This window comes from Streptomyces hesseae, from assembly GCF_031845785.1.
Classification (GTDB): domain Bacteria; phylum Actinomycetota; class Actinomycetes; order Streptomycetales; family Streptomycetaceae; genus Streptomyces; species Streptomyces hesseae.
The window spans coordinates 1-278 of sequence record NZ_JAVRFI010000096.1; the positions used below are offsets into that span (position 1 = coordinate 1).

At 55.4% G+C, this 278-nt stretch carries 1 rRNA gene; it reads left to right on the forward strand.

Features of this window, described 5'->3' with window-relative positions:
* Positions 1 to 278: ribosomal RNA gene (locus tag RM609_RS34355) — 23S ribosomal RNA — on the forward strand; the annotation flags it as partial.

Genomic DNA, 278 nt, shown 5'->3' on the forward strand with positions numbered 1-278 from the left:
CAGAGACAACCAGGAGGTTGGCTTAGAAGCAGCCACCCTTGAAAGAGTGCGTAATAGCTCACTGGTCAAGTGATTCCGCGCCGACAATGTAGCGGGGCTCAAGCGTACCGCCGAAGTCGTGTCATTCCAGCATAAAGACCAACGTCTGCTGGGATGGGTAGGGGAGCGTCGTGTGCCGGGTGAAGCAGCCGTGGAAACGAGTTGTGGACGGTTCACGAGTGAGAATGCAGGCATGAGTAGCGATACACACGTGAGAAACGTGTGCGCCGATTGACTAA